The sequence below is a fragment of the Candidatus Avelusimicrobium sp. genome (assembly GCF_056976295.1).
The window spans coordinates 12600-38033 of the sequence record NZ_DBMCTG010000004.1 but is presented as its reverse complement, the minus strand read 5'-3'; the positions used below and the strand labels follow the sequence as shown (position 1 = coordinate 38033).

Annotated in this window: 27 protein-coding genes and 3 tRNA genes; 8 read left to right on the top strand and 22 right to left on the bottom strand. The window is 47.9% G+C overall.

From position 1 onward, the window contains the following. Positions 1-23 precede the first annotated feature (23 nt). Genes ACZOTW_RS02650 through ACZOTW_RS02625 form a run of 6 tightly spaced genes read right to left on the bottom strand, consistent with a single transcriptional unit; the run spans position 24 to position 4241 of the window. The gene (locus ACZOTW_RS02650) at positions 24-1565 is read right to left on the bottom strand and encodes a tetratricopeptide repeat protein (protein WP_483997416.1); all 1542 of its coding nucleotides are present in this window, start codon (positions 1563-1565) and stop codon (positions 24-26) included. Beyond that, on the bottom strand, positions 1562-1996 hold the full coding sequence (locus ACZOTW_RS02645) for a GNAT family N-acetyltransferase (protein ID WP_177748354.1): 435 nt from the start codon (positions 1994-1996) through the stop codon (positions 1562-1564). Before ACZOTW_RS02645 ends, ACZOTW_RS02650 begins: the two co-directional genes overlap by 4 nt. Then, the gene (gene tsaB / locus ACZOTW_RS02640) at positions 1993-2688 is read right to left on the bottom strand and encodes a tRNA (adenosine(37)-N6)-threonylcarbamoyltransferase complex dimerization subunit type 1 TsaB (protein ID WP_483997415.1); all 696 of its coding nucleotides are present in this window, start codon (positions 2686-2688) and stop codon (positions 1993-1995) included. Before tsaB ends, ACZOTW_RS02645 begins: the two co-directional genes overlap by 4 nt. Next, positions 2667-3143 (bottom strand): tRNA (adenosine(37)-N6)-threonylcarbamoyltransferase complex ATPase subunit type 1 TsaE, encoded by a 477-nt coding sequence (gene tsaE, locus ACZOTW_RS02635; RefSeq protein ID WP_483997414.1) that lies wholly within the window; start codon positions 3141-3143, stop codon positions 2667-2669. Before tsaE ends, tsaB begins: the two co-directional genes overlap by 22 nt. Continuing rightward, a complete protein-coding gene (locus ACZOTW_RS02630) occupies positions 3143-3601 on the bottom strand; it encodes a glycogen-binding domain-containing protein (protein ID WP_177748360.1) in 459 nt (152 codons plus the stop codon). Before ACZOTW_RS02630 ends, tsaE begins: the two co-directional genes overlap by 1 nt. Then, entirely contained in the window at positions 3588-4241 is a 654-nt protein-coding gene (locus tag ACZOTW_RS02625; RefSeq protein WP_428037314.1) for a TatD family nuclease-associated radical SAM protein, read from the bottom strand. The genes ACZOTW_RS02630 and ACZOTW_RS02625 overlap by 14 nt, the downstream gene beginning before the upstream one ends. Positions 4242-4342: 101 nt before the next feature. Here ACZOTW_RS02625 and ACZOTW_RS02620 point away from each other — a divergent pair. Both ACZOTW_RS02620 and ACZOTW_RS02615 read left to right on the top strand, forming a co-directional pair. Then, positions 4343-4427, top strand: a tRNA-Ser gene (locus ACZOTW_RS02620). A 539-nt stretch (positions 4428-4966) separates the two neighbouring features. Then, positions 4967-5770 carry an MBL fold metallo-hydrolase gene (locus ACZOTW_RS02615; RefSeq protein ID WP_483997413.1) on the top strand — a complete coding sequence of 268 codons (804 nt, stop codon included), beginning with the start codon at positions 4967-4969 and terminating at the stop codon, positions 5768-5770. 62 nt (positions 5771-5832) lie between these two features. Here ACZOTW_RS02615 and ACZOTW_RS02610 read toward each other — a convergent pair whose 3' ends face one another. Then, positions 5833-6354 carry a hypothetical protein gene (locus ACZOTW_RS02610; RefSeq protein ID WP_177748365.1) on the bottom strand — a complete coding sequence of 174 codons (522 nt, stop codon included), beginning with the start codon at positions 6352-6354 and terminating at the stop codon, positions 5833-5835. Positions 6355-6437: 83 nt separating this feature from the next. Between ACZOTW_RS02610 and ACZOTW_RS02605 the strand changes: the two genes are divergently transcribed. Continuing rightward, positions 6438-6968 (top strand): hypothetical protein, encoded by a 531-nt coding sequence (locus tag ACZOTW_RS02605; RefSeq protein WP_483997412.1) that lies wholly within the window; start codon positions 6438-6440, stop codon positions 6966-6968. Positions 6969-7051: 83 nt separating this feature from the next. On the opposite strand, the gene malQ is transcribed toward ACZOTW_RS02605, so the two are convergent. Beyond that, positions 7052-8623: a 4-alpha-glucanotransferase gene (malQ, locus tag ACZOTW_RS02600; protein WP_483997411.1), complete on the bottom strand. Its 1572-nt coding sequence runs from the start codon at positions 8621-8623 to the stop codon at positions 7052-7054. 1 nt (position 8624) lies between these two features. After that, a complete protein-coding gene (locus ACZOTW_RS02595) occupies positions 8625-9002 on the bottom strand; it encodes a RidA family protein (protein ID WP_177748372.1) in 378 nt (125 codons plus the stop codon). Between the two features lie 268 nt (positions 9003-9270). On the opposite strand from ACZOTW_RS02595, the gene ACZOTW_RS02590 reads away from it, so the two are divergent. The 4 genes from ACZOTW_RS02590 (at position 9271) to ACZOTW_RS02575 (ending at position 11467) form a co-directional block, all read left to right on the top strand. Then, positions 9271-9342, top strand: a tRNA-Lys gene (locus ACZOTW_RS02590). Between the two features lie 9 nt (positions 9343-9351). After that, positions 9352-9423, top strand: a tRNA-Glu gene (locus ACZOTW_RS02585). 133 nt (positions 9424-9556) lie between these two features. Further along, positions 9557-10576 (top strand): hypothetical protein, encoded by a 1020-nt coding sequence (locus ACZOTW_RS02580; protein WP_483997410.1) that lies wholly within the window; start codon positions 9557-9559, stop codon positions 10574-10576. 81 nt (positions 10577-10657) lie between these two features. Then, entirely contained in the window at positions 10658-11467 is an 810-nt protein-coding gene (locus ACZOTW_RS02575) for a hypothetical protein (protein WP_483997409.1), read from the top strand. A 131-nt stretch (positions 11468-11598) separates the two neighbouring features. Here ACZOTW_RS02575 and ACZOTW_RS02570 read toward each other — a convergent pair whose 3' ends face one another. The 6 genes from ACZOTW_RS02570 to ACZOTW_RS02545 all read right to left on the bottom strand — a co-directional run bounded on the left by ACZOTW_RS02570 (position 11599) and on the right by ACZOTW_RS02545 (position 15734). After that, complete coding sequence (locus ACZOTW_RS02570) at positions 11599-11883, bottom strand: GIY-YIG nuclease family protein (protein ID WP_428039450.1); 285 nt, start codon at positions 11881-11883, stop codon at positions 11599-11601. A 146-nt stretch (positions 11884-12029) separates the two neighbouring features. After that, positions 12030-12587 (bottom strand): type IV pilin protein, encoded by a 558-nt coding sequence (locus ACZOTW_RS02565; RefSeq protein WP_483997408.1) that lies wholly within the window; start codon positions 12585-12587, stop codon positions 12030-12032. 416 nt (positions 12588-13003) lie between these two features. After that, a complete protein-coding gene (locus ACZOTW_RS02560; protein WP_483997407.1) occupies positions 13004-13561 on the bottom strand; it encodes a type IV pilin protein in 558 nt (185 codons plus the stop codon). A gap of 113 nt (positions 13562-13674) precedes the next feature. Further along, complete coding sequence (locus ACZOTW_RS02555; protein WP_483997406.1) at positions 13675-14241, bottom strand: hypothetical protein; 567 nt, start codon at positions 14239-14241, stop codon at positions 13675-13677. A 270-nt stretch (positions 14242-14511) separates the two neighbouring features. Beyond that, entirely contained in the window at positions 14512-15078 is a 567-nt protein-coding gene (locus ACZOTW_RS02550; protein WP_428039447.1) for a prepilin-type N-terminal cleavage/methylation domain-containing protein, read from the bottom strand. Between the two features lie 68 nt (positions 15079-15146). After that, entirely contained in the window at positions 15147-15734 is a 588-nt protein-coding gene (locus ACZOTW_RS02545) for a MarC family protein (RefSeq protein WP_177748385.1), read from the bottom strand. Between the two features lie 157 nt (positions 15735-15891). Here ACZOTW_RS02545 and ACZOTW_RS02540 point away from each other — a divergent pair, with 157 nt between their 5' ends. Further along, positions 15892-17274, top strand: coding sequence for a chloride channel protein (locus ACZOTW_RS02540; RefSeq protein ID WP_428037303.1), 1383 nt, complete (start codon positions 15892-15894; stop codon positions 17272-17274). 49 nt (positions 17275-17323) lie between these two features. Here the strand turns inward: ACZOTW_RS02540 and ACZOTW_RS02535 are convergent, their stop codons facing one another. The 7 genes from ACZOTW_RS02535 to ACZOTW_RS02505 all read right to left on the bottom strand — a co-directional run bounded on the left by ACZOTW_RS02535 (position 17324) and on the right by ACZOTW_RS02505 (position 25409). Next, entirely contained in the window at positions 17324-18547 is a 1224-nt protein-coding gene (locus ACZOTW_RS02535; protein ID WP_428037302.1) for an adenosine deaminase family protein, read from the bottom strand. Between the two features lies 1 nt (position 18548). Next, positions 18549-19949, bottom strand: a complete 1401-nt coding sequence (gene cysS / locus ACZOTW_RS02530; RefSeq protein ID WP_428040346.1) for a cysteine--tRNA ligase — start codon at positions 19947-19949, stop codon at positions 18549-18551. Next, positions 19946-20521 carry a hypothetical protein gene (locus tag ACZOTW_RS02525; protein WP_483997405.1) on the bottom strand — a complete coding sequence of 192 codons (576 nt, stop codon included), beginning with the start codon at positions 20519-20521 and terminating at the stop codon, positions 19946-19948. The genes cysS and ACZOTW_RS02525 overlap by 4 nt, the downstream gene beginning before the upstream one ends. Before the next feature lie 12 nt (positions 20522-20533). Next, positions 20534-21682 carry a 2-C-methyl-D-erythritol 4-phosphate cytidylyltransferase gene (ispD, locus tag ACZOTW_RS02520; RefSeq protein ID WP_428063608.1) on the bottom strand — a complete coding sequence of 383 codons (1149 nt, stop codon included), beginning with the start codon at positions 21680-21682 and terminating at the stop codon, positions 20534-20536. Positions 21683-21690: 8 nt separating this feature from the next. Beyond that, positions 21691-22638: a PIN/TRAM domain-containing protein gene (locus ACZOTW_RS02515; protein ID WP_483997404.1), complete on the bottom strand. Its 948-nt coding sequence runs from the start codon at positions 22636-22638 to the stop codon at positions 21691-21693. Positions 22639-22742: 104 nt separating this feature from the next. After that, positions 22743-24110 (bottom strand): DNA repair protein RadA, encoded by a 1368-nt coding sequence (gene radA, locus ACZOTW_RS02510; RefSeq protein ID WP_428063606.1) that lies wholly within the window; start codon positions 24108-24110, stop codon positions 22743-22745. Positions 24111-24113: 3 nt separating this feature from the next. After that, positions 24114-25409 carry an MlaD family protein gene (locus tag ACZOTW_RS02505; RefSeq protein WP_483997403.1) on the bottom strand — a complete coding sequence of 432 codons (1296 nt, stop codon included), beginning with the start codon at positions 25407-25409 and terminating at the stop codon, positions 24114-24116. Positions 25410-25434: the final 25 nt, after the last annotated feature.

Sequence of the window (25434 nt, the reverse complement as noted above, 5' to 3'; positions counted from 1 at the left end):
GCGCCCCAAAAGAGCGCGTTTTTTTACTTTATTTTTTTGTATAACTTTTCTGCGGCTTTTATTTCACGGCGGGCCAGTTCCAAATATTTTTTTGCTTCGGTCTGTTGACCCAGAGCCACCAAAACGGCTCCGTAATGGTACGCAATTTCTGCGTTGGCAGAGAATGTTTCTGTATCAAGAGAAGTAAATAAATCGCGCGCCAAATCGGGTTTATTTTGTTTAAAATAAATCCAAGCCATTGTATCTATAAAAGAAGCATCTTGCGGGCTTACAGCTAATGCTCGGGCCGCATACCCGGAGGCCTCGTTTAGACGCACACCGCGCTCCGCCAACGAATACGCATACAAATTTAAAGCCGCCGCATTTTGCGGATTTTCGCCTATCAACATTTCCAACTGTTCTTCTAGTGCCTTATACTTTTTAAGTCCGTCTAACGCATAGGCATACTGCATCCGGGCTTCGGTGTAAGAAGGATTGGTATCCAACACCTGCTCCAACACGCGCGCGGCTTTCTTATATTGTGCATTATCATTTAAAGCCACCCCATAAAAATACGCAACCTCTACATTACCCGGGAATTTTTGGTAAGCCTGCGCCAAAGTCTTTAAACTTTCTTGCGGCTGATTCAACCGCTGTAAATAAAAACTGACTTGCACCCATTTGGAAGCATTTTCGTTGTAGTCTGCCGCATCCCTTACATAGCCGGCAGCGCGGGCATAATCACCTTTTTGCTCCGCAATCAAAGCCAAAAAGTACGAGGTGGGAATATCCCCGTTATCATCGGCCTTAGCCTTTAAAAAGTAGGTTTCGGCCTTGGGCAAATCTTTTACCAGCAAAAAGACAGAACCCATACGCGAATATGTAGCCGCCGAACCGTAGCCGATTTTTTCCAATTCTTCCAGTTCGTGCAGCATTAAAAAATATTGGGAAGTTTTTTCATATACTTCGGCGCGGCCCAACATCGCCGCCGGATCTTTGGGGGATACGGCAAGAGCCTTGTCGTAATAGGCCAAAGCCTGTTGGTACTGCTTACTGCGCCCGTAAATATTTCCGGCCGCCGTATAAATATCCGCCGCCAGAGCCGGGTATTTTTCTGCCAGTTCCAGCAGTTTAGCCGCCGCCTGCATACTCCCCAAAGAAGATAAAAGCGACGCATACTGATACAAAACCTGCGAATTTTCCGGCGCAAGCGCCAGGGCTTTTTCGTAGGCTTTTTCAGCCTCCTCCACCTGTCCCAATTTCCATTGGTACGCGCCGTAAACGGTCCAATCTTCGGGGTCCGTGGAGTCTGCGGGCACAAAATCAGCATACGGCTGAGCCAATTCCGGCTTGCCCTCAGCCAATGCCTGCGCCACTAAAAGCCGTTTGATATAGGCAGAATCCGGGGAAAGTTTTAAGGCTTGCTGTAATAAAGCAAAGGAAGCATTATCATTAGTGCGTTGTGCATAGACCGCCTTTAAAAAAGCATTTATTTGGCGCGCTTCCTGCCGGCTTTCAGCCGTCAGCGGCAAGGCAAACGCAGGGGAACACACCGCACACAAGGCCCATATTAAAATTTTTTTCATAACTCTGCCCCCATAATCAGCGCATCGTCGGTATCGTTATAAAACTTTTCCCGGCGGCCCGTTTCTTTTAGTCCTGCTTTTTGGTAGAGAGAAATCGCCGGTATATTGCGCACATTTACTTCCAGCGTAACCGTCTGCCCTCCTCGGGCGCGGACTTCGGCAAAGGCCCTGGATAGCAGTAAAAAGCCTATCCCCCGTCGGCAAGCCTGCGGGCATACGGCCAAGTTTAATATTTCACAAAATCCAGCCGCCAAACGCAAGGCCAAAAAGCCCAATACTTCGCCGTTTTCCTCCGCACACCACACCTGCGCAAACGGGTGTATAATTTCGCCCGCCAAGCCTTTTTCGCCCCAATGCGCACTCATCGGCTGGGCCTCTTCTATCTGCGCCAACCGGGGGGCATCTAACGCAACGGCCGGGCGCAACTTCATTTGGGTTGCACCAGTTCAAAACGGGCAGGCTTTAAATAAAGCGGTTCCAACGCATTTTGGCTCCAAGAGTCCTCTTGCGCCATTTCAAGTAAAGTAGCCGGACGGACAAAGCAGTCCTTTTCACTAGCAAAGGCATACGAATTGCCCACCAATCCGGAAAGGGGATGAGCGTCTTTATCGCTACCCGCCAAGAAAAGCGGCTTGCCATAGGCAGACAATCGGCTTAATAACTCCTCGCGGGACAGCCAAGCCGGGCCTTTCTTTTCCTCATCAAAAATTTGCAAAAAGTATTCTTCTCTAAACGCGTGCAAAACCACCGCCAATGCGCCCTGTGGATTTTGCTTTTTCCAGGCAGCAAAAGCACGGGAGGATTCGGCCTGGCGGCAAAGGACCTCAAACATAGTCGCCCCGCGAACCTGTGTTTTATTCAAAAATTGCATCATAGAAGCAAACGTGAGCGAAATACGAATCCCGGTAAAACGCCCCGGGCCGCGGATGATAAAAATTTGTCCAATATCTTCCATTTGCGCCCCGGCTTTCGCAAGCAAGGATTCCAAGGCGGGAAAGAGTAGTTTTTCCTGTTTGACGCCTTTGCGGCGCACGGAAAAGATTTTGTCCCCCTTTTTTACAGTCAAAAGCAAAGGAGAACCAGACGTATCCATCCCCAAAGTTAATTTTTCGCGGCTTTGCATAATGCCTCCAACAACGCATCCGACACGCGCCCAAAAGATTGCAATTTAATCTCGCGTTCGTCGCCTTCTTTTAAAATAAAATCCATTTCCAACCGGTCCGCCGGCAACATCTGGCGAATCGGGTCCGGCCACTCGGCCAAAATAATGGCATTGTCATCTTCCAACATTTCTTCAAAGCCGAGGTTAAACACTTCGCCTTCCTCCAAGCGGAACAAGTCAATATGAAACAGGCGATGCTTTTTATTTTTGTATTCCTTCATCAAACTGAAACTGGCACTGGTGGGCGAACTTTTCAGTCCCAAAGCCGCCGCTATACCCTTTACAAACACGGTTTTGCCGGCGCCGATAGGTCCGCGCAGGAAAACAATTTCCCCGCCTTTAAGCGCAGAAGAAAACCGCTCGGCAAGAGCCAAGGTTTGCGCGCGGGAGTGTGTTTTTATTTCCGCTGTTTTCATTATTTCACCGTTTTGATGCAAATTTCGCGGCCGTCCACTTCGCGGCGGTCCAGGTTTACGGGGTCCAATACATCACGCCCGTCCACCGAAAATACATATTTATATTCTCCCCCCGTCAGCGCGACAGAGGTTTCAAAATACCCCTTGCGGTACGGTTTTAGCACGATAGGGTCTTTTCCCCAACGGTTAAAATCCGCCAATAATTCCACCTTTTGCGCCCCGGGGGCCGTCAAATAAAATTTGCGGTATTTGACCTCGGTATCATACGGTTGGCGCACCGGTTTAGCACTTGCCAACAGACTTTCTTTATTAAGCGGCGCCACGGAGGCGGAACTTTCAATCGTATCGGCGGCATAATCATAATAATCCTCCGACACGGCAAAAAACCAAGTCAGCACGAGTGCTATTAAAATCAAAAACAGCACAAAAAGGGCACCGGGCCTTTTAATCTTGGGCATCTAAAAAACTCCTTAAATAAAAGACAGCACCGTCGGCCTCGGCCACTTTTTTGACGGCCTCGGCATCCGCACCCGTTTTGTCCACGCAACTGGCTACCAGACGGTCAAAATGCGCCGCAGCACACAGACGGATAAATTCGCGCACGGCCTCGTAGCCGTTCTCAAAGCCGGATACCGGACGGACGATTTTTCGCCAAACAGATTCGTTTTCGGCATTCAAACTGACATTTACAATATCTACCACGCGGCGCAAGTCAGGCACGATATTTTTATGGTTAATTAAATTGCCTAACCCGTTTGTATTCAGACGGATTTTAAAGGGTGGAAATTTGGCTTGGGCCATCCAGCCTTTGAGTGTTTGCGCCACAAACAAAAGCACGTCCAGGCGCATTGTCGGTTCACCATAACCGCAGAAAACCACCTCTTTAAATGGGGCGGCTTTGAGTTCCTGTTCCAAGGCGCAGAGAACCTCATTAGACGACGGTTCGCCCGCAGACAAATTTAAATTGTTCCCGTGAAAATCCATATGCCACTTGGTTTTTATGCAAAAGGCACACAAGTTGGGGCAGCGGTTTGTTAAGTTGATATACACCCCGTTCCCAAAGCGGTAAACGATTTTAGGCGCAGATTGTTGTTCCATATAATACCTCTTATATGTATTATACCAATTTGGCCGGAGCCCCGCCGGGCAGAAAACAGACTAGGCAAGGAACCGCGAAAATTAATAAAATAAAAGAATATGGAGAGGTGGCCGAGTGGTTTAAGGCACTAGTCTTGAAAACTGGCGTGGGGCAACCCACCGAGGGTTCGAATCCCTCCCTCTCCGTAGAAATTGAAAACCCTGCGCGAGCAGGATTTTTGATTTCTATGAAAATATGAGGTGCGGCATAAATGACTTTATGCCGCAGGGATTTGAAGCCCGCAATGTGGTGTGAGTTTGAGGCCATTGGCCGAAAGGCGAACACAATGAGGGCGGGCCCGGGCAAAATTTCCGTCAGGAAATTTATGCAGGGCGAATCCCTCCCTCTCCGTTGTAAATTAAATCCCTCGCATATGCGAGGATTTTAATTTACAGGATAGTTGGAGCAACACCAAGCAGTTGGTGTTGCGTAGGAATTCGAAAGGCGGAGCGATGTTTTTGTTTGTGCGCTTACGGTTCCGCGGCGCACAAGGCAAAAACCGCGAGCCCAGACTGCATGCATTTTACATCAGTAAAATGACCGGAAGCCGAAGCCCCCTTCGCGCCTAGAACAAACTAGTTTTAGTTTGAAAAAGGACCGCTATTTTGGAATTGGAAAACCGGAAACTAGGGGCAGTGGCATTTTAACCTGGAATCCGAAACCCAGCACAAGATTTTCTTATTTTATGAATACAAAAATTACTTTTTTAGGAACGGGTAACGCGCTCGTTACCAAATGTTATAATACTTGCTTTGCCCTACAATACGCAGGCGACACTTTCCTCACCGATGCAGGCGGCGGAAACACCATTTTGGCCCAGTTGGAAAAAGCCGATATTTCCGTTTCATCTATCCGCCATTTATTTTTAACTCACGGACACACCGACCATATTTTAGGTGTAATTTGGATTATCCGCTTGGCTGCATCGCTCTACACCCGCGGCAAACACCCGGGGCTAACGATTTTCTGCCACGACGAGTGCGAACAGAAACTGCGCGCCTTCTGCCAAATGACCTTAACCGCCAAGTTACAAGCAGTGCTGGATAACGGCATAAAATTTGTGCGGCTAACAAACGGCGAGGCCTTTCAGGCCGGCCCTTTTCACGCAACAGCCTTTGATATTTTATCCACCAAAACCAAACAATTTGGCTACCGGCTGATACTTCCTGACGGGAAAATTTTGGTTTGTTTAGGAGATGAACCATATAACCCGGCTTGTTTGGCCTATGCCAAAGAGGCTGATTATTTACTGTCAGAAGCGTTCTGCCTGTATGGGGAGCGGGAAAAGTTTAAACCATATGAAAAGCACCACTCTACCGCCTTGGATGCGGCGCGTGTAGCGCGGGAACTGTCCGCCAAGAACTTAATTTTGTACCACACGCAGGACAATAATCTTTCCGCACGCAAAGCCCTTTACACAGCCGAAGCCAAAAAGGAATTTTCCGGCGACATTTATGTACCGGACGATTTGGAAAGTTTGGAAATTTAATTGCTTTTAAATGACAACGCCCCGTAAAAACGGGGCGTTCTTATATCTGATTTGCCGGAAAACTAACTGCGATACGGGTCCTCTTGTTCGTCCTCCTCGTCAAAATCTTCTTCCTCGGCGCGGATGTCTTGCGCAAATTGTGCCCACGCCTTTCCGTCCGCTTCAAAGGTTATCGTCAGCCCCGTATTGGAGTAAGGCCCAAACACTTTGTTCTCGCCCGCAAAAATATTTTGCTCCAATGTTACCTGCAAAATAAACGGGTCCGGGCGGTTAAAGGCCGAACAGCATCCCGCAGTCTGCCCCGGGTGCATATACAAGGACACCTTAGGCTCCAACATCGTCCAGTTGTTCTCTTTGCGTTCGGTGAGCGTTTCGGCAATAAAATCGGATAAATAAATATTTTCCTCGTCCTTTAATGCCACTAATTTATCGGTCCATTTTTCGCTGAAAATACTTTCTCCCCCGCAATACAACCCGATTTGGTATTCCATAAATTCCCCTTCGCTGCCGGGGTTAGACCAAATAGTTAAAGGGGAAATTTCCAACTCCAAATGTCCTTGCTTGCCAAATTTAATTCTCGCCATAAAACGCTCCCTTAAAAAATATCTTTGTATTTTTATTATAGTAATATTTCGCCATTTTGATAAAATATATATAGGGATTTTTTATGCGCTATATTTTATATCTTTTTACAATGGCCCTTTTGTTCGTGGGCGGAATGCTGGTAGGAAATATGTTCCTGCCGGAGCGTGCAGCCACGCTGTCGGCCACGGTTTCCGTCCCCCCGCTGACGCAAGATAATCCCGCCTTACAAACCTCCACGCGCGAGGCGGCCACCCGCAATTTACTTATTTTAAATGATGCCCTAAAAGCCTGCCCGGCGGTGGTAAATGAAGAAAAGAACCGCTTGGTTAACCAAATCCGCCTGCGCCTGGCGGTAGAAGATTTTGAATTAAAAAAAGCGCGGCTTGAACTGGAAATTGCCAAAAATACAGATACCAACCGCCCCTCGGCCCAATTTATAAAAGCCACCGAGGAGTACAATGCCGCGCGTTTATACGCCGAGCAACTGGCTGATGAACTTTTCCCCAAACCTGCGGCAGAAAAAGCGGAAGCGGAAAACACCCCAACCACCAGCGAACAAACAGCCAATAAAAAAGCCGCTCCCGAAAAGAAAGCGGCTGATACAAAAAAATAAACTTCTTTGTCCTTATCAAAAACCGCATCAAAGCGGTTTTTTTATTGTACTACACTACTAGCAAGCAAAGGTCGGGCCAGCGTTTAGTTGCGGCCCGTTTCCTTTAACAATTCCTTATACATAGCCAGTTGCACGCTATATGTTTCGGCGGCTTGATAGGGTGTATATTCACTGCGGTAAGTCCAATTTTGCTCGCCCACCGTTCCGGGGGTATTCACGCGGTCCGTTGTACCGATGATATCTTGCCACGAAAAAAGCGTAATGGCGGAATTGGAATCCAACACACGGCGCAAAATAGCGCGCTGGGTGTCCAAATTAAAGGGCACATTTCCGTCTGTTTTCTGGGCAGAAATCATTTCCCAAATATTCGCGCGCTCGCGTTGGTCCATTGTTTCCCACCAACCGCGCACCGTTTCCGTATCGTGCGTAGAGGTGGTGGCCAAGGATACAGCGGGATAATTGCGCGGTTCACGGTAGTATCCGTTGTCCTCGCGCTCCCAGCGCAACACCTTGTAGCCGGGGATACGCAAATCCACCAACATCCGGCGGACATAATTGGGGATTACGCCCAAATCCTCGCCTACGGGCAACTTTCCCTTGGCTTCATCTAACACCATACGCAAGAAATTATACCCGCGGTCAATTTGGTTTTGCTCGCCCTGAATATCAAAGCCCCCTTGCTCGTCGCCCGGTGCAAAAACATAGGTGCGGAAAAACCCCACCAGGTGGTCCAGCCGGAAGATATCATACAGTTCTGTTACCCGGCGGATTTTGCGCCGCCACAAGGTTAAATGATGGCTGTGCTGATATTGCCAATCATAGGCCGGCAAGCCCCAGCGTTGGCCGCCCTTGGAAAACTGGTCCGCAGGCGCACCGATTTCATACCCCAAGCGGTAATTTTCCCGCTCGGACCACACTTCGGCACTATCCAAATTGGTACCAAAAGGAATATCGCCGAAAATCAGCACTCCTTTTTCTTGCGCAGCCGTTTTGGCTTTACGCAGTTGCAAGTCCAAAATCCATTGTACATACGCAAAGAAATTGACATATTCGCGATATTTGGCTTCAAAAGCATTTACCGCACCAGGCTCAAAATTTTTAAGGCCGTCGGGCCAAGCGGTCCATGTTTGCCATTTGTAAAATTCCTTTACCGCGCGAAACAGTGCATACCCGTGCAACCAGCCGGACTGTGCGGCCTGATATGCTTCAAAGGCTTGAAAACGCGCGGAATTAACGGCGGCTTCTGCTTGTAAAAAATGCTTATATCCCAGCCACAAAGCCCTTAATTTCGCCTGCTTCACCGCATTAAACGGCGCACGTTTGGCTTGGTGCCACGCGGCAATATTGTCCGACAAAGAAGATACATATGCCGAGGCCTCTTGGCTCGCGCAAATATCCTCTACCGACGAAATATCTGCATACACCGGGTCGGTGGCAAAAGCACTCAATGCCGAATACGGACACGTTTCGCCGGGGGCCGTTTCCTGTAACGGCAAAATTTGCACGATTTTTGTCCCTAACGAAGCAAAAAATTCCGTCCACTCTATTAAGGAAGCAAAATCGCCCACACCCCAATCACGCTCCGTCTTCATAGCGGAAAGAGGCAACAAAATACCGTTTAAGCGCCCGGAAAGCACTTGGTCCTGTATGGTCATATTATTTTTTGGCGATGGCTTCAATTTCCACCGCACTGCCTTTCGGCAAGGCCACTACCTGAATTGTGCTGCGGGCGGGCGGATTTTCTTTAAAGAAAGACGCATAAGTCGCGTTCATTTCCGCAAACTTGGTTAAATCGGTCATATACACGGTGGTTTTGACAACGTGTTTTAACGAGCATCCGGCTTCTTTTAAAATATTTTCCAAATTATTTAAAATAAGTTCGGTTTGCACCTGAACATCACCGTTGTAAATTTCACCTGTAACCGGGTCCACCGGCAGCACACCGGACGTAAAAATAAAACCGCCGTCCTCTACGGCTTGGGAATAAGGCCCAATGGCTTTGGGCGCATTGTTAGAATTGATAACTTTTTTCATATACCCCTCACAAATAATTTCGGGCATAAAACCCGTTTGTTATATGGTAGCAAGAGGGGCGGGGGTTGTCAAACTTTTTAGCACAAAAATATGTTTGACGCAAAACCGGAAAAAGTGTTATAATAAATTATCAAGAAAAGAGCCGCTGGTAAGAAGTTAAAAAGAAAAAACAAATTTCTTGCACAACGGAAAAACTTTTAGTATAATATTTATGTTGGGTTTAACCCAAGAATGATTAAACCCAGATAGTTTTTTTGACTGCTTTTATGCGCTCGTAGCTCAGTGGTAGAGCATCCGCCTTTTAAGCGGGGGGCCGTGAGTTCAAGTCTCACCGGGCGCACATTTAAATGCCCTCTTCGTCTATCGGTTAGGACGTCGGATTTTCAATCCGAAAAGGGGAGTTCGATTCTCCCAGAGGGCGTTTTTATTTTGTATTCGCAGTTAGGCGTTTTACAAGGAAGAGGCCGAGATCCCTCTTCCTTTTTTGTTACCCTTTTTCCTAATCTCCCGACGGTAAAAACCCCCTGCCGCGCCAGAAAAGTTATAATATAGGTATGAAGAGATTACTTTCCCTTTTACTGGCTTGCCTACTGACGGCTTGCAGTTCAATGATTCCGTATAAGGACCAAAACCTGGACTATTTAAACGGCATTGAACAAAACCCCGACGCCTACCGCGGGCAAGTGGTCTCTTTTGGCGGTGTGGTGCAGGGCGTTACCGAAGACACCTTGCGCTTGCGCCTTGTATTAAAGATAGACGCGCCGCTTTACTATTATGCCACCGGGAAAGGAGATTCCCTTTCATACGAATTGCTTTTGGTCAGTTTTAATAAGAAGGGTATGCCCCAAATGACGGGTCTGCAAAAGGGCCGCCATATTAAGGTTTTAGCGCGCGTGAGCAGTTACGAAAAGCGCAAAAACTTTACGGGTAAAGACATCGCGGTTCTGCATTTGTTAGCCTTTGCCATAGCCGACCGCACCGCAAATAAAGATTTTTTCCGGCCGGAATCTCCGGATAAACAACTGTATGAATCTTGGAAAAAGGGCCGCTTATTTTTTGAAGACTCGGCACAGGATATTATTAAGAAATATCCCGCCCCCGCACCTGTAAAATTTGCCACCGCGCCCGTTCTCCCCCAAAAAGAGGCGGCTCCCGAGGAAAAACAGCCCGAAAAAGGCATTGTTTTTGACCCGGAGGACCCGCCCTTCGTCCTGCCGCCTGACCCACAGCCAGAGGAAAAAGAAACACCGCAAAATGCCGAAGCCGTCCCAGAACAAACTCCTGCGGAAAATGCGGAAACCGCCCCGGCAGAAACGCCCCAAACCTCCGTTTCTGAACAGGAAAATTCCGCGCCAAAAGCCGAAACCGCACCCGCCGAACCGGAAGAAAATTCTGCCGATTTGCAAAAAAATGACCTTTTGACCGAACAAAAAGAGGGCGAAACCGAAAAAATTTTCCAACCTGTTTCCGCTCCTGTTTTAGCCAATTCTTCCGACGATAAAAAGATCGAAGACATCCCCACTTCCGACGAAGATTTACCTCTCCCCGACGGGAAAAATACTCCTTTAAACTAAATTCCCAAAAATAATAAAAATTTTGCTTGCAAAATTCTAAAAATTTGTTATAATGGGGGAAAGAAGGAAAGGAGCGAGTGTATGAAAAAACTGTTAGTTCTTCTCTTCGCGTTATTATTAAGTAACACCGCCGTCTTCTCTCAAAATGCGTATAAGGTGTTGCGCTCTGCCCCTAACCGTGTGGGCAAAATAGCAACCCTTTCCAATCCGCGCATTACACGCCATTTGACAGCCCCCAGATCCAGTGCCAAATTAGCCCAACAAGTAGTTGCGTTGAACGCTCCGAAATATACCAATGTGTATTTCCGAAATACTACTTTTAAAAACAAGTACTGGCCGGCTACCACCGTTCCGCAGGTTGTTATTTCTACGGAGTTTAAAGTACCTCTTTTACGTGAACCCAGCACTTTATGGGGCAGTTACCGCTATTTAAAGGAACTGGTGCGCTTGTCGCAAGAACCGGGTGCAGTAGCCAAAGGTTACGAAAGAAAATGGCGTAAAATCCGCGATGTAGCCACCTATCGTGGCGTACACCATATTGTAAACAAAAGCACCTTGAAAGAAATCTACACACGCAAGAAAATTAAGTCCCAAAATAATCATAAGCCTTACCCTGTTCATTTAGGCGAAATGCAAAACGACGCGCCCGGCATTATCCACCCGTTCCACGGAAACCCGGAATTTGCCCCGATGTTCCATAACATCAATCATCAACTGGCCCTGTATGATGAGGGTGGCGTAAGAGCGATTATTCTTGACTATTTTGACCATATGCAAGAATTGCATAAACTCTATCCAAACGAAGCCCCGGCTATTTATCAGGAAATGGTGGACAACACCTTAAAGGAAGCGCAGTTGTGGGCAGAAACTTACCGCTTACGTTGGAGATAGAAAACATTTCAGATAAAAAACCCCCGCTAATGTAGCGGGGTTTTTTATGGAACAGGAACACATTGATAACGGCAGATTTCCGAACGCTCCGCGCCGGACCCTAGCGGGCCGCTACTTCGCGGGAAGGACGACTAAAAACAAATTTCTTCATATAAATCCCGCCAGGTAGGATTAAATTCATTAATTAAACGCTCCTTCCAACCCCTATTCCATTTTTTCAAAGTTTTTTCGCGTTCTATGGCCTTGGCAATATCAGCAAAATGTTCATAATAAATAAGTTTATTTAAGTGATAGCGTTCCGTAAAACCTGTAACTACTTTTGTTCTGTGTTCATACACCCGGCGGATAAGATTATTAGTAACCCCGATATAAAGGACGCTATTGGTAGCATTGGTAAGAATATAAATAAAAGCCATAGGAGCATTATAGCAAATAAGGCAAGAGTAATTGATAACGACAGATTCCCGACTACAACACTCGGGAATGACGACAATTCCGCTATTTGGGCGTCATCCCCGAAGGTTTCTGTCGGGGATCTGTTGTTATGAAATAAAGCAGGGTTTTAATGGACAGAGGTTTCATAGCCCGTAACAGGCGGCGGGCAGGTACTTTCGCCATTATTACAGCAAGTTTCCACAGGCTCGCTAATGCCGCAGTAATCTGCGCATAATTCCCGTCCGCGCTCATTGTCGCCATAACATTGGGTCAAATCGCTTGCGTAAAAGCGGGTTAAGTGGTAATGATACAACAAACCGTCGTCATCTGCCTTGCCGTCAGCGGTGCGGGTGGCGGTGGCGAAACCGTCGCCATAAGTTACCACATCCGAAAGAGCCACCGTAAAGCCGTTGCCTTGTGGGCCTTTGGTGTAAAAGGTGTTTCCGTCCCCTGCGTTTGTGCCCGTGGCGGCATTAACGTCCAACCCTTGCGCCCGCGAGGTATAGCGACTAATTTGCATATATTTGCGTGTCTGCGCCTGGGAAATGGAATCCAACAGTGTTACGGCTTCCATCATACGGGCGCGCTCTACCGCCTTAAAATAAAGCGGCACAGCGGCCGAAGCCAAAATGCCCATAATGAGTACCACAACTAGCAGTTCTATTAAAGTAAACCCGTTTTTCATATTACTCCTTAAAACTTAAACTACATATAGTTTAGCAGTAAAAAAAGGCTTAATGCAAGTGGGTTGTTTTAGATAAAATCACAGAAAAAACGGCAACGACATTAACAACAGATTCCCGAACGCTCCGCGCCGGACCCTAGCGGGCCGCTTCTTCGCAGAAATGACGACAAGTCCGCTTTGGTTGTCATCCCCGAGTGTTTTTGTCGGGGATCTGTTGTTATGAAACAAAGCAACGACAACAGAAACGACGGATTCCCGACTACGACTTTCGGGAATGACGACGTGGAAAAATGGGGCATATCTCACCCCAGTTATACTTGGGAATGATGGATATTTCACATTCAAAAACGGACAGAAAAAACCCCGCTCTTCCGAGCGGGGTTTTTTGGTATTAACCAAATAAAACTTCGTTGCTACTAGTCGTTGTTGGCCGGAACACCGCAAGCTTTTCCGGCACCAGTAGCATCAGCGCCTTGAGAACCGTCACTGCAACAAGCCGTGTTTGCCGCCAAGGAATCTACGCCACAGAAATCAGCGCATAAAGCAGCCCCGTTATTATCCGTACCAGTGCAACTCGTATCGCGGTTGGCATAGTAGCGGGTCAAGTTGTAACTATACTGCAAGGTGCTGCCAGATTCCGGCACACGGGTTGCAGTAGCAATACCAGCATTATAAGCGGTACCAGCCAAGTCAATTTTGAAGCCGTTTTTGCCCGAACCTTTGGTATAGTAGGTAGCACCAGAGGCACCTTTCGGAGCAACATCTAAACCGCTAAAAGCAGTAGTGTATTTGTTCACTTGCATATATTTGCGTTGTTGCGCCTGCGCAATGTTCGCGAGCAAGGTTACGGCTTCCGTCATGCGGGAGCGTTCAACCGCTTTAAAATACTGCGGCATAGCCATAGCAGCCAAAATGCCGAGGATCAATACGACCACCAGCAATTCAATCAGGGTAAAACCCTTCTTATTATTCATAAAACCTCCTACAGTTTTATATATAAGTTTAGTTTTATAGCCCCCTAGGGGCTACCATTTCATTTTAATAAGGATTAAAACGGTTGTCAAGCCCTAAATTTTAAAATAGGACCTTAATTATTTTTTCGTTTTTCCTCTTCGGGGGTGGCGGGGCTTTCCCGTTGCGGGGTGCGGAGTTTTTCCAGTTCCACCGTCAATTTATTGCACAGGCGCTTGGCAATTTTTCCCTCGGCTTGGCAAGCAAAAATGCCCTCGGGCAACGACATTTCCAAGGTGTAACCCAACAGCCCGCCCTTGCGTACAGCCGTGGCGGTACCTTCCGTTTTTTCTTTATTTAATTGCAAATCAAGCGCAAAGCCATCCTGGCCCGTGGCGGCATCTTTGACGGTAAACGCAAAAAAACGTGCATATCCCGCCTTGGGCGCAGCCCCTAAAAAGCCTTGTTTTTTGGGTATCCGGGGTAAATGTTTGTCCAAGGCCGACCAATCGTAAGTATAGGTTTTGTGTTTAATAAAATACTGGTTTTCCGCCGTAGCCACATTTAAAAGAACGCTGACCGCCGCCGCGGCCTTGCTACCCTCCACGGTGCGTTCGTAAAACGGAAACAACCCCGCGAGCAACAACAGGCCGATAAATAAAATAAGGCTAAAACTTTTAAGTTCAAATTTTTTCTTTTTCATTGAATTTTTCCCCTTTTTTATAATGACAACCACAACGACAGATTCCCGACTACGACACTCGGGAATGACGACCTGAAAAAACGGGACATATCTCACGCCGGCTACACTCGGGAATGACGCAGATGATACTGCTTTTATTAAAAAGTCATACTGGAAGGTTTCTGTCCAGTATCTATTCCTTGTTTTAACAACAACAGTTCCTAGACCGCTCCGCGCCGTGCCAGCCCTTTACATCATACAGGCGGCCTAAAACAAAAGCCGCCCGTTCGGTTAAAAATCATCTGCCAAACTTATTTTGGGTACCATTGGGTCGCCTGTGAGGTCCGTCTGATTGTCCACACCCATATAATCACAGCAGACGCTTACGTCGTTTTCGTTTTCCCACACCGGCACGCACACCGTCTGCGTACTGCCAAAGGGCCGCACCAAGTGATAAGTGTATTTATCAGATTTGCCCACACGTCGCGCCACAACAAACCATTTGTCGGTAGCGTCCTGCTCAAACGAAATTGCAAAACCCTCATTTAAAACACCGCTCTCCACACCGCCGCGCGTGTAATAAATAGTATTTTCCGCACCGTTGGCAAAATCGTTATGCTCTTTGGGCGTGCGGACGGCCACCGGGGCCGCATCCAATTGGTGCCAATAGGGCGTATATTGTTGGCGGCGCAGGAAAAATCGTTCCTGAGCGGAAAGCATAGTTCCCATTAAACTTTCTGCTTCGCCAATGCGCACGCGCTCCACGGCTTTGCCGTAATATGTTACCGCCACGGTGGCTAACACCGCAATAATCAGCACCACTACCACTAATTCCAACAGCGTAAAACCTTTTTTCACGAGAACCCCCGTTTAGAGCCACACTTACTGCACCAACGCCCACCACACAAGCCGCGCGAACTCTTTATTTATAAACTCATAAATGTAGAAATGCCGCCCATCACCATATCTACGGACATCAAAATAAGAATCATACCCGTCAAGCGTTCAATGGCAATCAAGCCACGTTTCCCCAACAAATTGCTAATGGGAAAAGAAGCCATCAAAATAATGGAGTTGATGATAGAGGCCACAATTACCGCACCCAACGTAATAAATTTATTGGACTGCTGTGCCGCCGTAATCATCACCATAGACAAGGCCGCCGGCCCCGCCACCAAAGGAATAGCCAACGGAACCACAAAGGGTTCATCTTCCTTGGGGTCGTTTTTGGGTTCCTCATCCCCGCCAAAAACCAACTTAACCGAGATGATAAACAAAATAATACCACCCGCAATGCTTAACGAATATTCGTGGATACCAAATGCGCGCAAGAACCATTTGCCCAAGAACAGAAAGGCCACCATAATAATCAGGGCGATAGCCAACTCGCGGATGAGTACGGTTTTGCGGCGTTCCGGCGCCACCTTTTTTAGTGCGGCAATAAACAGAGGAATATTGCCGAAGCCGTCCATTACCAACGCAAGCGTAATGACGGAAGAAATAAACGAATCCATAAAAACTCCTTGCAAATTGTTCAATTTTCCGGGAAAATGTTTTTATCCCGGGCTTCATCCTATATAGTATAGCAAAAAACACTCCCCCCCGGAGCAGTGCACAGATAACCTTTTTTTACTCTGCAAGAGGAAAGGGCAATTTAGTAAGATATTAATTATGTTAGACGAACACCGTACAAATTTTATTAATATTGTTAAATGGTTTTTATTGGCTACCGTCATTGGCGCGCTGGTGGGCGTGTTGGACGCGGCCTTTTTAAAGATACTGGACGCCTCTATTGAGTGGAGAAACGGGATTCCGCTGTTTTATTTGGGGCTGCCCGTTTTCTTATATATCGTAGCGCTACTGGGCCGGAAAACCGCCAAGCGCGATAAAGACTTTTCCACAGATGCGGTCATCAATAAAATCAATGCCCAAAGGCCTATTTCTTTTATTTCTATTTTAAAAGGGTTTACCTTGCCTATTGTAACAATGGTTTCCGGCGGTTCGGCGGGTAAAGAAGCCCCGTGCGCGGACGTGGGGGCCGGAGTATCCTCTATACTGGCGCGCCTTTTGCGTATGGACCCGGAAAACCAACGCAAAATGATGATTTGCGGCGTAAGTGCGGGCTTTGCGGGTGTATTCGGCGTGCCGATATCGGGCGCACTGTTCGGGTTGGAAGTATTATGGGTAGGACATATTTTTTATGAAGTGATGTTCCCTGCTTTGGTTGCCGGAATAACCGCCTTTCAAGTTACCTCTTTTTTAGGGGTAGATTACATTTATCATCCATTGCATTTTGTGCCCGTGTTTTCGGAGCAGTTTTTCCTCAAAATGATTGTGGCCGGGATGTTCTTCGGACTGGTGTCTATCCTGTTTATTGAAATCAGCAAATTTGCCCGCGTGGTATTCCGCTATATTGCTTTGCGTACGCGTCTGTTTTGGGCGTGTATGATTGGAGGGCTTGTTTTAGTGGCGATAGGATATTTTGCTTCGCCCATTTACCTGGGCTTAGGTATGCCCGGTATTGATATGGCCCTAAACGGAGAGCCGCTCTTGTCCCCTTTTGGCTTTTTGTATAAGATTATTACCACCTCCGTTACCTTTGCCGCCGGAGGAATTGGCGGCGTGGTTACGCCGATTTTCTTTGTGGGGGCGCAAGCGGGAGCAATGCTGGCCGATTTTATGCGTGTGGATAGTGCTACATTAGCCGCCCTCGGTTTGGTGGCTGTTTTGGCGGGTACGGCCAATACACCTTTGGCGGCCAGTATTATGGCCATAGAACTTTTTGGCCCGGCGATTGCGCCCTATGCCACAGTAGTATGCGTGATTAGTTTCTTAATTACCGGGCGGCAAAGCATTTACCCGAGCCAGCGGATTTCTATGGACAGCGGCAAAACATTAGAGGAAGAACCCGCCCTCCACCATAAGCATTACGGCCGCCGCGCAAGCGACCGAAAACAACGGATTCACCCGCGCAAGACCTTACTTAAAAAAGCAGTACGGGAAATGGTCCGCCACTTAATACCCAACCCCAAAGGCTTTGACGAGCAAAAATAAAGGTACAAAAAGCCCCGGCGAAAACCGGGGCTTTTCTATCGGTAATAGGTTAGTACAATGGAATATTATACTCGCGGGCCAAAGCATTGTAGCGGTCAATTACTTTGCGTACAAAGCGGCGCTTTTCCACATAACTTCCCGGGAAGAACCCGCTCTTAAAGCCTGCAATTACAATGTTTTTCAGTTCCTTGGGAGCCAGTTCCACATTGCGGACCAACAGTTCCATTTCCTTGGTAACAGTGGTATTGGACACCAAGCGGTTATCCGTATTAATGCTGACGGGAAGCCCGCGCTTAATCATTTCTTTAATTGGGTGGTCCTTTACCGATTTGATTTCCGGCAAGGTCTGCAAATTGCTCGTCAAACAAACCTCAATACCGATGCGTTCGCTGGCAATATAATCAGCCAATGAATTGACGTAATCTTCTTTATCCTGTACCCGTTTGTCTTTAATCATAGAGGCGGCAAATAAATGCGTGCCGTGGCCCAAACGGTTGGCGTAACAATCGGTAATGGCCTGAAAAATAGATTCCGGACCATAGGCTTCGCCGGAGTGAACCGTCTTGCGGATAAAATGTTTATGCACATAACGGTAGGCCGCCAAATGGTCAGCCGCCGGATAACCGGCCTCCTCACCCGCCAGGTCAAACCCGACAACAGGCAAGTGTTCGTCCTTGGCCAGTTTTACGACCATTTTCGCCAATTCCAACGAAGCAATGCCGAAAATTTCGCTCTTGCTGGATTGGGAAAGGGCTTTAATCAAATTGGCATAATAAGGAGACATAAACTGGTTAAAATTACGCATCGCACACGCAATTATGCCAAAATAAAATTCCAAATCTTCCTCTTTTTTAACAGCGTCCGAAGCGTTATGTTCTTCCTGTGCGCGTTTCAACCCACGCACCACGGCGCGAACGGCATCCTGCGCCGATAAAGTGTCGCTCACGTGCAACTGGGGTGCAAAACGCACCTCTAAATAACGCACACCCTCATCAATTGCATCTAATCCCAGTTCATAGGCCACCCGCTCAATATTGGCGGCATTTCTCATAACTGCCCCGGTGTAGGAAAAGCCCTTTAAATATTCTACGAGCGAAGCATACTTATCTTTAAAAACCTTTTCGCGCAATCCTTCCTCGGTATAGGCGGGAAGTTCAACTCCCTCTTTTTGGGCCAGTTCAATTAACGTGGAAAGACGCAGAGAGCCGTCCAAATGGACGTGCAAGTCCGCCTTGGGAATTCGCTGTAAAAACTCACTGGGAATCTTCATCATATTATTTTTTCTCCGCTTGTTGGCCCTGGGGTGTATCTTTTACAACATACCCCAACCGGGCAATGGCGTCGCGAAGTTCATCGGACTTTTTCCAATCCTTCGCACCGCGGGCTTCGGCACGCGCTTTTAAAAGGCCGGCTACTTCTGCCGGTAATTCGCAAGCGGCGGCCTCCTGTTTTTTAAATAAATCAAGCGACAAAATCGTATCGGCAAATTCCAAAAATGCCAATTTTTCCCCAGCCGCCAAATCGCAGGAGCGGACGGCTTCCCAAGTAACAGCCAAGGCCTTGGGGGCATTTAAATCGTCCTCCATAGCGGCGGTAAATTTATCCTTCCAGGCTTGGACTTTTTCATTTTGAACGGGAGTGCCTTTGGCTTCGTCTTGGGCTTGGCAAGCCAAAGTGCGAAGATTTTTAAGGCTTTTCGTGGCGCTATCCATACTTTCGTAAGAAAATTCCAACTGTGTGCGGTAATGCGCGCCCAAGCACAAATAGCGGTAGGCCAAAGGCTCATAACCTTTTTCTTTCAGCACATCCAGCGTAACAAAAGTACCGCCGGACTTGGACATTTTACCAGAACGCAAAATTAAAAATTCACCGTGCACCCAATAGTTCACATACTTCTCTCCGGTGGCGGCTTCGCTTTGGGCGATTTCGTTGGTATGGTGAATCGTAACGTGGTCAATCCCGCCGCAATGGATATCCAGCGTATGGCCCAAATATTTCATCGCCATAGCGGAACACTCAATATGCCACCCCGGGAAACCGACTCCCCACGGGCTATCCCACTCCATTTGGCGTTTTTTATCTTTGGGGGAGAATTTCCACAAGGCAAAATCGGTCGGGTTGCGTTTCTCGTCGCTCATTTCCACGCGGGCACCGCCCTGCAAACCGCGGATACGGGCGTGGCCGACCAGCGCATCATAACGGTCAAACTTGGAAGTGTCGTAATAAATACCGTCCGAAGTACGGTAGGTATAACCCTTTTCTTCCAAGGTTTTAACAAGGGCAATCATTTCCTGAATATGTGCAGTTGCGCGGCTGATAACCGTCGGGCGGGTACAATGCAAGGCGTCGTAATCCTGCCAGAATTTTTGTTCATAAAACTTGGCAATATCCCACGCACTTTTTCCCTCGCGAGCGGCACCGACTTCCATTTTATCCTCACCGGAGTCCGCATCTGACACCAAATGCCCCACGTCGGTAATGTTCATAACGTGTTTAAGCGGGTAGTGCAAGCGGATAGTGCGGGAAAGTAAATCTTCAAAAATATAAGTACGCAAATTGCCAATGTGCGCAAAGTTATACACAGTCGGCCCGCAGCAGTACATTGTTACCTGCTTTTCGTTCTGCGGTTTAAATTCGTCTTTATGGTGCGTGGCGGTATTATATAAGTACATCATTGGTTAGCCTCTTCTTTCAGTTGCAAATAAGTGGATTTAATCGTATTAAAAAACAGCGTGCAGGTGGACTGGCCCACCTCGTTGGCGGAAGTTTCGCTGAGTTTACAGTTTACAGTAATGTCGGAAAGCGAATTGACCGCGCCTACGCTGGACATAGAATAAGTAAAGCCCACCGGGCGGTATTTTTTAAGTGCTACCGCGTAGGCCTTATCAAGAGCCTTTTGAAACAAGTTCATATCCTTGCGCGTAGCGGAAGCCCCCAACTGAAATTTACGAGTAGCCACGCTGACTACCACGTCGCCATAGTTACCATAGGTGCTGGCTAAATTTTCGGAGGTAAAATCTTCATCTTCCCCCAGTTGCGCTTCCTCGGCGGACGGAGCCGTGGTTTCCGTACCGGCGGGAATGCTTTCGGGCGGGAAAGGCGAGGTAAATTCGTAATACGCCTGGTTGCCCGGATAGCGGGAATAATCAATACCTTGGGTTACTTTTTTATGGGAACGGTAATCGGTACTGCTGCACGCGGCCACTAAGCCCGCCAAAACCAAGGTTAAAATAAAACGAATTTTCATAGGTACAACTCCTTACTTTTGAATTTTTAACGTAGCCACCGCGTGGCACATAGCCGCTTCCCCGCGGCCAATTTCTCCCACGTGTTCGTGGCTTTTTGATTTAAAACTAACATTTTCCAAGGGCATTTCAAACACTTCCGCCAAAGACTTGCGGACCGTTTCATAATGCGGCTTTATTTTGGGCTCTTGGGTGATAATAGTTGCATCAATGTGTTCAATCTGCGCGTGGTGGGAGCGGACAATTTCCAATACTTTTTTAACAATTTTTACGCTGGAAATCCCTTTAATAGATTCGTCCGTAGGCGGGAACAAAATGCCGATTTCCCCTGCACATAACGCACCTAAAACAGCGTCGCACAAGGCGTGCAGAACTAAATCTCCGTCGCTATGTCCTAAAAAGCCCTTTGTATGCGGGATTTCCGCCCCGCCAATAAACAATTTGCGTCCCGGTTCCAAGCGGTGTAAGTCAAAACCGAAACCGGTGCGGTAAATAACAGAATTTTCCAAGAGAGCCTCCGCAAATATTAAATCTTCCGGCGTGGTGATTTTATTGTTCTTGTAGGAAGACGGTACCACGCGCACCTTTATCCCCAGTTTTTCAACCAGTTGGGATTCATCCGTCGCCCCTTCCTCTTGCCCGAATTTTTCCAAGGCTTCCGCCAATACCGGGCGGCGGTAGCATTGGGGCGTTTGTGCGGCCCACAAAACCGCTCGGTCCAGCGTGTTTTGCACAAAACCGCCCTCACAAACTTTAACCGTGTCCTTAACAGGCACAGCCAATACCGCTGCGCCGTATTGCCGTGCGGCCTGCAAGCACGCGCTGATATGAGCGGGCTCCACCAAGGGGCGTGCCCCGTCGTGTACGGCCACTAATTGGGATGCGGCGGAAGTTTTTAAAAAACCGTTTTTTACCGACAAAAGCCTTGTTTTTCCGGGATCTGCAAAGACAATTCCAGGAAACCGCTTTTGCAATTCCGCGCGGTTCTCAGACGGCGTAACCACCACAATTTCTTTAATTTCCGGCGTCTGTAAAAACGCTTCCACCGTGCGAACAAGTACGGGCTTTGCGCCAAGCGGCAACATTTGCTTGGGGCGGCCCATACGGCTGCCGCTTCCCCCCGCTACAATTACCGCTGACGAAAAGCCCGTCTGTTCAGACATAAAAAACCTTATTTAACTTTGGCAAAAATCATCCGGCCGGAAGATGTTTGCAAAATAGAATATACAGCCACTTCCGTGCGTTTGCCGATATGTTTGCGGCCATCCTCTACCACGACCATTGTGCCGTCATCCAGATAGCCGATACCCTGCTCTTTTTCTTTACCGTCTTTCATAATAAAGAGGGACATACTTTCCCCGGGCAAGACCACTGGTTTTAAGGCGGTAGCCAAATCCGCCACATTAAGAGCAATTACATTGTAAAGCGCGGCAATTTTATTTACATTAAAATCAAGCGTTACCACTTCGGCATCCAAACTTTTAGCCAATTTTACAACGCACTCCTCCAAGGTGTCGGCCTTTGGAGTTTTGCTTGTAATGCGGACGGAAATTTCCGAAAGTTCCTGCAAGCGGGAAGCCACATCCAACCCACGGCGGCCTTTGGCGCGTTCCAACGGGTCCTTGGAGGAGACCATTTTGTTTAATGCGTCTAAGACAAACACCGGCAGCACAATCACGCCGGAGAGGAAATTAATTTCGCACAAATCTACAATGCGCCCGTCCATCAGCGCGGTAACGTCAGCCACCTTTAAGTGGTGCCCCTTGTAAGAAAGTCCCTCCAAATCGCGCGACTTAAACAAACTGGCCAACACCCCAAAAACCAGCAGACCGATTTCAAAAGAACGCTGATGCTGGTTCCAAAAAGCCATTACGTCGCCATTGGCAAAGTTGTTCATCCCATAATCAAACAGAACAAACAACATATAGCCCAACAAAAAGCCGGAGCAGGCAATCATAATTTTAATAAGGCGCAAGCGTTTGAACAACACTTCGCCCGCCACGACGAGCGCACCGCACAAAAGACCCGCCAGCAGGCTCATCCACTCTTTATCAATAAAGTTATACGTTAGAAACGGAAATGCTACCAACGTGGAAATACGAAAAATCCAAATAGGCATATGCCCTCCAAAAATAGGGGAACCTGTCCCCGGATAAGACTAGTTATATTCTAGCACTTTGCAGGCTATTTTTACAGCGTTTCTTTGACGGCGCACCCGCCGGATTAACGCAATTTAAGCGCCAAAGCGTTCAAATCGGCCAATTCCACAAGGCTCATTGCACTCAATTTTTGCTTTTCGCCTTTGGTTACCGAGGCTGAAAAGCCTTTCTTAAAACCTAACCGCTGGGCTTCTTCCAGTCTTCGGTCAATAAGCGGCACCTTGGCAACCTGCCCCAAAATGCCCACCTCAGCCATAAACACACAATCCGGCGCAACCGGAATTTCCTTGCACGAACTGATTACCGCCGCGCAAACGGCTAAATCCAGGGCCGGGTCCTTCAATTTTACGCCACCCGCCAAACTGACAAAGATATCTTTGTTGTCCAAAGACAGCCCGATATGCTTTTCCAACGCGGCGAACAACATTAAGCAACGGTTTAAATCTACCCCCGTAGCCACTCTGCGCGGGAACGGATAGCGTGTGGGCGATACCAAAGCCTGGACTTCGGTCAAAATTGGTCTGGAACCTTCCAAGGCCAAGGAATATGCCCGGCCCTTCATAGCACTATCACGCGAAGTTTGGGCGAAATATTCGCTGGCATTTTCCACCGATTCAAGTCCGTGGCCCGTCATTTTAAACAAACCGATTTCGCCGGTAGAACCAAAGCGGTTTTTATGCGGGCGCAACAGGCGCAGAACGTTATCCTTTTCCGTGTCAAAATAGAGCACACAATCAACCATATGCTCCAAAATCTTCGGTCCGGCCAGTTCGCCGTCCTTAGTAACGTGGCCCAATACAAAGGTAATAATGCCCTTGGGTTTACACAAGCGCACCAATTCGCTGGTACACTCGCGCACCTGCGCCACCGTACCGGCGGAGGAGGTAAATTCCGGGTGGTAAACCGTTTGAATAGAATCCAAAATCAGCACTTCGGGATTGACCTGTTCCACGGACTCTACAATTTTTTGGATATCCGTTTCACACAACAGGAAAATATTGTCGCCATTTACTTTTAGCCGTTGGGCACGGCCCGAAATCTGGCCGATGCTCTCTTCGCCCGAAATATACAGCACCTTTAACGTCTTGGAAAGTTCCGCCGCCACCTGCAACATTAGCGTAGATTTACCAATGCCGGGGGCCCCGGCCAAAAGGCTCAACTGCCCTTTGACTAGGCCGCCGCCCAACAAACGGTCAAACTCGCTGATGTGCGTTTGTATGCGCGGCTCTTTTACAGCCTTGCTGTCTGCCAGTTTTACAATCTCGGAAGAAAAATCCGTAAAACTGCGCGTACGCTGTACCGCCTTTTTGCTTTCCTGTTGTTTGACTTCTTCCACCAATGTATTCCACTCCCCGCATTCCGGGCATTTACCCGCCCATTTGGGGGATTCGTAACCACACTTTTGGCAGACGAAAACTGTTTTAAATTTCATACCTTATCTGGCTCCGGCCGCAGCCGCCATACCAAAGAAAGAAGAAATATCCTGGTCATTAAACGACAGATTGGCCTTTACCGCAAATTCGTTGGTTTCCATCGCGTCGCGCATCCACGCGCCCACGGAGAAATAACGGTTCACGCGGAAATCTAATCCGTACGTCAAATTGGGCTTATTGAAGCGGCGCCCGTTAATCACGCGGTCGCGGCCCCAATCATAGAACTCCCCACCCACAGTAAAGCGGCTTAAAAATTCGTCGTCATAGAACGGCTTTAATTCCAAGGCCACCCCACCGCCGCCGCGGATTAAACCGGCGGAAACGGTCGCCCATTTGTTATAGAGACCAAAGCGGACGTCAAACTTGTTCTTTTCCAAATAGTCGCCATCTTTAAGTTTATCATCCTCGTTACCGATATTGGCCATACCTACGCGGTAAAATGTATAACCGCTGGACGGGAAGATTTCAAGTGCCAGGTCGCTGGTGGCCTGACCCGGGCCGGGCATATAGAAGAAGTCGTAATCCCAATACACGCGGAATCGGCTCATCTTGCCCACAAAGGTTTTTACCTCGCCCATTGTTTCCTTCAAATCTTTTACGCTGTCTTTTACGTCCTTCTTCATTTCGGGGTCCTTAATCAAACTGCCGATAACCCCTTCCCCGTTTTCCAAACTGTTCATCAAAGAGTCCGCCTTAGCCAGCACCTCTTTCAATCGTTCGGAGGCTACATCTAGATTTTCCACAGAATTTGTCAAATACGGACGCATTTGGGCCACTAATTGGTTCAAATTAGCCGATAACTGGCGCACATCGTTCATTGTTTGGTTGAGTTTTTCCCCAAATTCGCCTTGGTTATTTACGCTATCCACAAATTCTTTAATACTGGACATTGTTTGCGAAATCATCACATCCATCGGCTGTTCGTTAAGCCCCGGCACATACTCGCCCGGCTGGATGAGGGGGGCCGAAAGAGGGCCTTGCTCGGTTTTTAAATATTTGGAGCCGATAATGCCCGTCATCGCCACGCTAAACTGTGCCCCGCGGTGCAGTTCCACCCCGTCATTAATAGAGGCTACTACAACCACCTGACCATTTTCAATTTTGATTTTTTTAACCTTCCCCACTTCTACCCCCGATAGTTTAACGGGAGCCTGCACGGCCAGGCCGGACACGTCCGCAAACGTGATGTTAATATCGTGTGTTTTGGTTACGGACAGCCCGCCCAAAAAGTAGAGCGAAAAACCAAAGATAAAAAGACCTAATACGGTAAATATCCCCAATTTTGTTTCCGGTTTCATTGTTTATCCTTTTCCTTAAAATAAA

Coding starts and splice junctions, on each gene's coding strand:
- ACZOTW_RS02645 (WP_177748354.1), bottom strand. CDS start 1,996: ATGAAGTTGCGCCCGGCCGTTGCGTTAGATGCCCCCCGGTTGGCGCAG.
- malQ (WP_483997411.1), bottom strand. CDS start 8,623: ATGACCATACAGGACCAAGTGCTTTCCGGGCGCTTAAACGGTATTTTG.
- ACZOTW_RS02565 (WP_483997408.1), bottom strand. CDS start 12,587: ATGAAAAACGGGTTTACTTTAATAGAACTGCTAGTTGTGGTACTCATT.
- ispD (WP_428063608.1), bottom strand. CDS start 21,682: ATGTCTGAACAGACGGGCTTTTCGTCAGCGGTAATTGTAGCGGGGGGA.
- ACZOTW_RS02580 (WP_483997410.1), top strand. CDS start 9,557: ATGAAGAGATTACTTTCCCTTTTACTGGCTTGCCTACTGACGGCTTGC.
- ACZOTW_RS02630 (WP_177748360.1), bottom strand. CDS start 3,601: ATGCCCAAGATTAAAAGGCCCGGTGCCCTTTTTGTGCTGTTTTTGATT.
- cysS (WP_428040346.1), bottom strand. CDS start 19,949: ATGATGTACTTATATAATACCGCCACGCACCATAAAGACGAATTTAAA.
- ACZOTW_RS02650 (WP_483997416.1), bottom strand. CDS start 1,565: ATGAAAAAAATTTTAATATGGGCCTTGTGTGCGGTGTGTTCCCCTGCG.
- ACZOTW_RS02615 (WP_483997413.1), top strand. CDS start 4,967: ATGAATACAAAAATTACTTTTTTAGGAACGGGTAACGCGCTCGTTACC.
- ACZOTW_RS02540 (WP_428037303.1), top strand. CDS start 15,892: ATGTTAGACGAACACCGTACAAATTTTATTAATATTGTTAAATGGTTT.
- ACZOTW_RS02535 (WP_428037302.1), bottom strand. CDS start 18,547: ATGATGAAGATTCCCAGTGAGTTTTTACAGCGAATTCCCAAGGCGGAC.
- ACZOTW_RS02525 (WP_483997405.1), bottom strand. CDS start 20,521: ATGAAAATTCGTTTTATTTTAACCTTGGTTTTGGCGGGCTTAGTGGCC.
- ACZOTW_RS02610 (WP_177748365.1), bottom strand. CDS start 6,354: ATGGCGAGAATTAAATTTGGCAAGCAAGGACATTTGGAGTTGGAAATT.
- ACZOTW_RS02555 (WP_483997406.1), bottom strand. CDS start 14,241: ATGAAAAAGAAAAAATTTGAACTTAAAAGTTTTAGCCTTATTTTATTT.
- ACZOTW_RS02545 (WP_177748385.1), bottom strand. CDS start 15,734: ATGGATTCGTTTATTTCTTCCGTCATTACGCTTGCGTTGGTAATGGAC.
- radA (WP_428063606.1), bottom strand. CDS start 24,110: ATGAAATTTAAAACAGTTTTCGTCTGCCAAAAGTGTGGTTACGAATCC.
- ACZOTW_RS02595 (WP_177748372.1), bottom strand. CDS start 9,002: ATGAAAAAAGTTATCAATTCTAACAATGCGCCCAAAGCCATTGGGCCT.
- ACZOTW_RS02605 (WP_483997412.1), top strand. CDS start 6,438: ATGCGCTATATTTTATATCTTTTTACAATGGCCCTTTTGTTCGTGGGC.
- ACZOTW_RS02625 (WP_428037314.1), bottom strand. CDS start 4,241: ATGGAACAACAATCTGCGCCTAAAATCGTTTACCGCTTTGGGAACGGG.
- ACZOTW_RS02515 (WP_483997404.1), bottom strand. CDS start 22,638: ATGCCTATTTGGATTTTTCGTATTTCCACGTTGGTAGCATTTCCGTTT.
- ACZOTW_RS02575 (WP_483997409.1), top strand. CDS start 10,658: ATGAAAAAACTGTTAGTTCTTCTCTTCGCGTTATTATTAAGTAACACC.
- tsaE (WP_483997414.1), bottom strand. CDS start 3,143: ATGAAAACAGCGGAAATAAAAACACACTCCCGCGCGCAAACCTTGGCT.
- ACZOTW_RS02570 (WP_428039450.1), bottom strand. CDS start 11,883: ATGGCTTTTATTTATATTCTTACCAATGCTACCAATAGCGTCCTTTAT.
- ACZOTW_RS02560 (WP_483997407.1), bottom strand. CDS start 13,561: ATGAATAATAAGAAGGGTTTTACCCTGATTGAATTGCTGGTGGTCGTA.
- ACZOTW_RS02505 (WP_483997403.1), bottom strand. CDS start 25,409: ATGAAACCGGAAACAAAATTGGGGATATTTACCGTATTAGGTCTTTTT.
- tsaB (WP_483997415.1), bottom strand. CDS start 2,688: ATGCAAAGCCGCGAAAAATTAACTTTGGGGATGGATACGTCTGGTTCT.